The sequence below is a fragment of the Pseudomonas sp. Snoq117.2 genome (assembly GCF_900110545.1).
GTDB lineage: Bacteria > Pseudomonadota > Gammaproteobacteria > Pseudomonadales > Pseudomonadaceae > Chryseomonas > Chryseomonas benzopyrenica.
On the sequence record NZ_FOED01000007.1, the window covers coordinates 73,361 to 79,382 of the forward strand.

5 protein-coding genes and 1 riboswitch are annotated in these 6,022 nt (G+C 63.6%); all 5 genes read left to right on the forward strand.

What is annotated here, in order from left to right; all coding sequences use genetic code 11:
- A riboswitch (yybP-ykoY riboswitch) is annotated at positions 1 to 169 on the reverse strand.
- A 450-nt stretch (positions 170 to 619) separates the two neighbouring features.
- The 5 genes from pstS (at position 620) to BMZ43_RS17800 (ending at position 5,906) form a co-directional block, all read left to right on the forward strand.
- A complete protein-coding gene (gene pstS / locus BMZ43_RS17780) occupies positions 620 to 1,633 on the forward strand; it encodes a phosphate ABC transporter substrate-binding protein PstS (RefSeq protein ID WP_017638705.1) in 1,014 nt (337 codons plus the stop codon).
- 76 nt (positions 1,634 to 1,709) lie between these two features.
- Positions 1,710 to 2,684, forward strand: a complete 975-nt coding sequence (pstC, locus tag BMZ43_RS17785) for a phosphate ABC transporter permease subunit PstC (RefSeq protein ID WP_007160736.1) — start codon at positions 1,710 to 1,712, stop codon at positions 2,682 to 2,684.
- Positions 2,684 to 3,559 (forward strand): phosphate ABC transporter permease PstA, encoded by an 876-nt coding sequence (gene pstA, locus BMZ43_RS17790; protein WP_064308109.1) that lies wholly within the window; start codon positions 2,684 to 2,686, stop codon positions 3,557 to 3,559. The genes pstC and pstA overlap by 1 nt, the downstream gene beginning before the upstream one ends.
- A gap of 5 nt (positions 3,560 to 3,564) precedes the next feature.
- Positions 3,565 to 4,329 (forward strand): phosphate ABC transporter ATP-binding protein PstB, encoded by a 765-nt coding sequence (gene pstB, locus BMZ43_RS17795; protein ID WP_017638707.1) that lies wholly within the window; start codon positions 3,565 to 3,567, stop codon positions 4,327 to 4,329.
- A 290-nt stretch (positions 4,330 to 4,619) separates the two neighbouring features.
- The gene (locus BMZ43_RS17800) at positions 4,620 to 5,906 is read left to right on the forward strand and encodes a putative porin (RefSeq protein WP_017638708.1); all 1,287 of its coding nucleotides are present in this window, start codon (positions 4,620 to 4,622) and stop codon (positions 5,904 to 5,906) included.
- The last annotated feature ends 116 nt before the right edge of the window (positions 5,907 to 6,022 follow it).

A 6,022-nucleotide genomic window follows, 5' to 3' on the forward strand; every position in this document is an offset into this window, starting at 1 on the left:
CACAGCGCCGACCGGGCTCGATCCACAAGACACCCCCGCACGCCCGGCATGGCGCGGTGATGCCTCTGGTCTCGCCAACCCTGACCGGCTGTCCTGACCACGGCGGTTGCCGAGTATGTTGATCAGAACGCTTTCCACCGCAGTGGAAGCAGGCTACTCCCCAAAGAGGCCGCCACCTTACCCATCCGGATAGAGAAAGTCTATCTTGTAGATAGTTCTAATATATATAGCCTTGGCTAAATTCCTGCTGCCAATTCGATCGCGCGGATGCGCCGGGAGGCCTGCAAGGCCCGCCATAACTGGATCGCGGCCACAGCATAGGCTGCCGGGACGACCGCGGGCGGCGGACAGGCGTGTCGTCTGGTGACCGCCGGAGGTCGCCGGTGGAAGCCGACCAGAAGGTAGGCGGCCTCTTTGCCATCCGCAGCCTAGGGCGGATGAGTCCGAGCGGTCTGCTGCAAGGCCTGGGTGCGGACACCTTCGCTTGCCAACGCAGGAGCTGTCGCCGCCGCTCTCAATGATGGCGCTCTGCCGTCCCCGTTTCGTCATGCCGCTGACACTTAATTGTCACATTTCGGCAATAGCCTAGCGCCAGCCCTCACTAGGTAATGGAGCCACCATGAAACGCACGTTCAGCCTCTCTCTGTTGTTGTCGGCCTTTTGCCTGAGCACCGCCGCTCACGCCGTGGATGTCACAGGCGCCGGCTCGAGCTTCGTCTTCCCCGTTCTGTCGAAGTGGTCGCAAGGCTTCAGCGAGAAGACTGGCAACCGTATCAACTACCAGTCCATTGGCTCCGGCGGCGGCATTGCCCAGATCAAGGCCGGCACCGTGGACTTCGGCGCCACCGACGCCCCCATGAGCACCGACGACCTGCAGAAGGGTGGCCTGGGCCAGTTCCCGACCATCATTGGCGGCATCGTTCCGGTCGTCAACGTGGAAGGCATCGAGCCCGGCAAGCTGAAGCTCGACGGCCCGACCATGGCCAAGATCTTCATGGGTGAGATCAAGACCTGGAACGACCCGGCCATCGCCGCGCTGAACCCCGGCCTGAAGCTGCCTGAGGGCGCCATCACCGTGGTGCGTCGTTCCGACGGCTCGGGTACCTCCTACAACTTCACCAACTACCTGGCCAAGGTCAGCCCGGAGTGGAAGGAGAAGTTCAACTTCGGCACCACTGTCAACTGGCCGGTTGGTGTGGGTGGCAAGGGTAACGAGGGTATCGCCGCCTACGTGAAGCAGATCAAGGGCTCCATCGGCTACGTCGAGTACGCCTATGCGCTGACCAACAAGATGTCCCATGTGCAGCTGAAGAACGCCGCCGGCAACTTCGTGCAGCCCGACGCCAAGAGCTTCCAGGCCGCCGCCGCCACCGCCGACTGGAAGAGCGCCAAGGACTTCAACCTGCTGATGACCAACGCCCCGGGCGCCGATGCCTGGCCGATCACCGCCACCACCTGGATCGTGATGTACAAGGAACCCAAGAACGAAGAGCGCAGCAAGGTCGCCTTCGACTTCTTCAAGTGGTCCCTGGAGCATGGCCAGAAGGATGCCGCGGCCCTGGATTACGTCCCGGTCCCGGATGCCCTGGTCAAGCAGATCGAAGGCTACTGGGCGTCCGACTTCAAGAAGTAAACACGCCTGTCCCGCCGCCTGGATCCCCTGGGGTCCAGGCGGTTTCGCGCGTCCTTCCAGGTAGACGGAAAGCTCCATGACCGACCAGACCCTGCCCCTCTCCGCCGCTCAGGAACAGCGCATCCGCCGGGATACCCGCGCCGATGTCTGGTTCCGCCGGCTCCTGTTTTCCGCCGCGCTGCTGGTACTGCTGGTACTGGTCGGCGCCGCCGCGTCCACCCTCTGGGGCGGTCGCCACGCCTTCATGACCTTTGGCCTGGACTTCATCACCTCGGCCGAATGGGATGTCGGGGCCGAGAAGTTCGGCGCCCTGGTGCCCATCTACGGCACCCTGATGACCTCCTTCATCGCCCTGCTGCTGGCCGTGCCTACCGCCTTCGGCATCGCCCTGTTCCTCTCCGAGATCGCCCCTACCTGGCTGCGCGGTCCGGTGGCCACGGCGGTGGAACTGCTGGCCGGTATCCCTTCGATTATCTACGGCATGTGGGGCCTGTTCGTCTTCGGCCCCTTCATGGCCGCGCACATCTCGCCCTTCATCAACGACTACCTCGGCGCCATCCCGGTGATCGGCGTGCTGTTCCAGGGACCGCCGCTGGGCATCGGCATGCTGACCGCCGGCATCATCCTGGCGATCATGATCCTGCCCTTCATCACCTCGGTGATGTACGAGGTTTTCCGCAGCGTGCCGGCCCAGCTCAAGGAATCGGCCTATGCGCTGGGGTCCACCACCTGGGAAGTCTGCTGGGACATCGTGCTGCCCTACACCCGCTCGGCGGTGGTCGGCGGCGCCTTCCTCGGCCTGGGTCGCGCCCTGGGCGAGACCATGGCGGTGACCTTCGTGCTGGGCAACGCCCACCAGTTCTCCCTCTCGCTGATGATGCCGAGCAGTTCCATCGCCTCGGTGATCGCCAACGAATTCAACGAGGCCTACACCGATCTGCACCGCTCTTCGCTGATCGCCCTGGGCTTTTTGCTGTTCGTGGTGACCTTCTTCGTGCTGCTGGCGGCACGGCTGATGCTGACGCAACTGTCGCGCAAGGCAGGTAACTGATGCACATCGACGCCTATCTCTATCGCAAGCGGCGGATCAAGAACGGCATCGCGCTGATCTTTGGCAGCGCCGCCGCCGTGCTCGGCCTGGGTTTCCTGGCCTGGATCCTTGGCACCACCCTGATCAAGGGCGTCAGCGCCCTGAGCCCGGCCATCTTCGTCGAGATGACGCCGCCACCCGGCGCCGCCGACGGCGGTCTGGCCAACGCCCTGTTCGGCAGCGTGCTGATCACCCTGCTGGCGACCGCCATCGGTGCACCCATCGGCATCCTCGCCGGCCTCTGGCTGGCCGAATACGCCCGCCACTCCAAACTCGGCCTGGTGGTGCGTTTCGTCAACGACATCCTCTTGTCGGCGCCGTCCATCGTCATCGGCCTGTTCATCTACACCGCCGTGGTGGTGACGCTGAACCAGTACTCCGGTGGCAGCCTGGGCTTTTCCGGCTTTGCCGGCTCCCTGGCGCTGGCCATGCTGGTGGTGCCGGTGGTGACCCGTACCACCGACGAGATGATGCAGCTGCAGCCGCCGGCCATGCGCGAAGCGGCCCTGGCCCTGGGCATCCCCCAGTGGAAGGTGACCCTGCAGATCCTGCTGCGTGCCTCCCGCGCCGGCGTGGTGACCGGGGTGCTGCTGTCGATCGCCCGCATCACCGGCGAGACCGCACCGCTGCTGTTCACCGCCTTCGGCAACCAGTACTGGAACGCCGACGTGCTCAAGCCCATGGCCACCGTGCCGGTGACCATCTTCCAGTTCGCCATGAGTCCGTTCGAGAACTGGCAGCACCTGGCCTGGGCCGGCGCCCTGCTGCTGACGCTGTTCGTGCTGTTCCTGAACCTCTCCTCTCGCTTCTTCTTTCGTAACCGGGATTCCAAGTGACTACCATGCAGACGCAGATACCGGAACTGCAGGCGCGCGACGTCGGCTTCCGTTACAAGGGCCACCAGGCGCTCAAGTCGATCAACCTGGACATCGCGGCCAAGCAGATCACCGCCATCATCGGCCCGTCCGGATGCGGCAAGTCCACGCTGCTGCGCATCTTCAACCGCATCTACTCGGAATACCCGGGGCTGGAAGCGACCGGCGAGATCCTCATGGACGGGGAGAACATCCTCGATCCCAAGTACTCGCTGAGTCGCCTGCGCAGCACCATCGGCATGGTGTTCCAAAAGCCGGTGCCGTTCCCCATGTCCATCGCCGACAACGTCGCCTATGGCATTCGCCACCACGAGCGCCTGTCCCGGGTGGAGCTTCAGGATCGGGTCGAGCAGGCCCTGCGCGGCGCGGCGCTGTGGGATGAGGTCAAGGACAAGCTCAATCAGAGCGCCCTGGGGCTCTCCGGCGGTCAGCAGCAGCGCCTGTGCATCGCCCGTACCATCGCCCTGCGTCCGCGGGTGCTGCTGCTGGACGAGCCGACCTCGGCCCTGGACCCCATCTCCACCGCGCGCATCGAGCAACTCCTGGCCGAACTCAAGCAGGAGTTCACCGTGGTCATCGTCACCCACAACATGCAGCAGGCGGCGCGTTGCTCCGACGTCACCGCCTTCATGTACCTGGGCGAATTGATCGAAGTGGACAAGACCGACAAGATCTTCACCAAGCCGGACAAGAAGCAGACCGAGGACTACATCACCGGTCGCTTCGGCTGAAAATCTCGCCGGATCTCGCAAGGCCACTCCTCGGAGTGGCCTTTTTCATGGGCGGCTGAAAAGCGGCGAGCCAGGGCCTCTGGTCGTCCTCATCCTTCCCGGTCTGCAGCGGAGCCGTTCGGAGCGGATGAATCTTTGGTTAAATTTTGCTTTAGATTCAGTGACTTGAATTAAAACCTTTATGTTCCTGCAAGCAAAACGACATCTCTTCTGCCGAGACTGACCCAGCTTTGTGACGGGCTGCACCGCCAGCCACTACCACCTGGATTGTCTTGAAAGGAGATCTGCCGATGTCTGTTAACCCTTATCGATTCACGGCGCTGTTCTCGGGCGTGCTCCTGGCCACCTGCTCAGCCACCGCGAGTGCCGCTGTCGATGAGAAACTGCTCGACATGCTCAAGGCCAATGGCTCCATCACCCCGGCCCAATACAGCGAATTGCGCGGCGACCTGCAGCAGGAGCAGCAGGCGCGTGCCGCCCAGGTCGCTCAGCAGCAGAAGACCTCCGACTTCGAGAAGAAGCTGGCCTGGGCCGCCAAGACCCAGATCAAGGGCGACGTGCGGGTGCGCCACGAGAGCATCGACATCAGCGGCGAGCCGGACAACGGCCGCGACCGTGACCGCCAGCGTATCCGCGCGCGGCTGGGTGCCTACAGCGAGATCAATCCGCAGGTGAATACTGGCATCCGCATCGCCACCGGCGGTGGCGACGACGCCCGCTCCACCAACCAGGATCTGAACAACTACTTCAACAAGAAGCAGCTCTGGCTGGATCAGGCCTACATCGACTACCACCCCACGGCAGTGCCGAATCTGCACCTGGTGGGCGGCAAGATGGGCCAGCAGTGGGTCAGCACCGGCGACGTCATCTGGGACGCCGACATCAACCCCGAAGGCCTGGCCGGCACCTACAAGTACGACCTGGGCGGCGGCGCCGAGCTGTTCGGCAGCACGGGCTACTATGTGCTCAAGGACAACGTCGACGGCGAAGGCTATGAATTCAAGCATGACCTGCGCCTCTACGCCGGTCAGCTGGGCAGCCGCTTCAACCTGGGCGATGCCGCCAAGCTGATGGTGGGCGGCAGCGTCTATGCCTACGACAAGGAGCAGGACAGTGCCTGCCCGACCACTGGTTCGGTCACCGCGCCCTGCGCCCTGGCGGTCAATGGCAACACCACCGACCGCTTCCAGCTCTACGAGGGCTTCGCCCAGCTGGACCTGACCAAGCTGTGGGTGCCGCTGTCCTTCTATGGCCAGTACGTGGTCAACGACAAGGCCAACGACGGCGAAGACACCGCCTGGCTGCTGGGCGCCAAGACCAAGCTGATGCAGCGGGTCGGGCTGGAATACAACTACCGCGATGTCCAGCGCAACGCCGTGGTGGGTGCCTTCACCGATTCCGACTTCGGCAACGGCTCCACCGGCGCCCGCGGCCACAAGCTCAAGCTCGGCTACGAGATCGACAAGAACTTCGGTGTGGGCCTGACCTACTTCCTCGCCGAGTCCGATACCGCCACCCGCTTCCGCCGCGATGCGGACGTCAAGACCCTGCAGCTGGACCTGGAAGCCAAGTTCTAACCACGGCCCTAGGTCGTGCTCCTCTTGAACCGCCCTCGGGCGGTTCTTTTTTGCCTGCTCGATGGAAAGGCTCGCCTGAAAATGTTGGGCTTCGCTGCGCTCAACCCAACCTACGC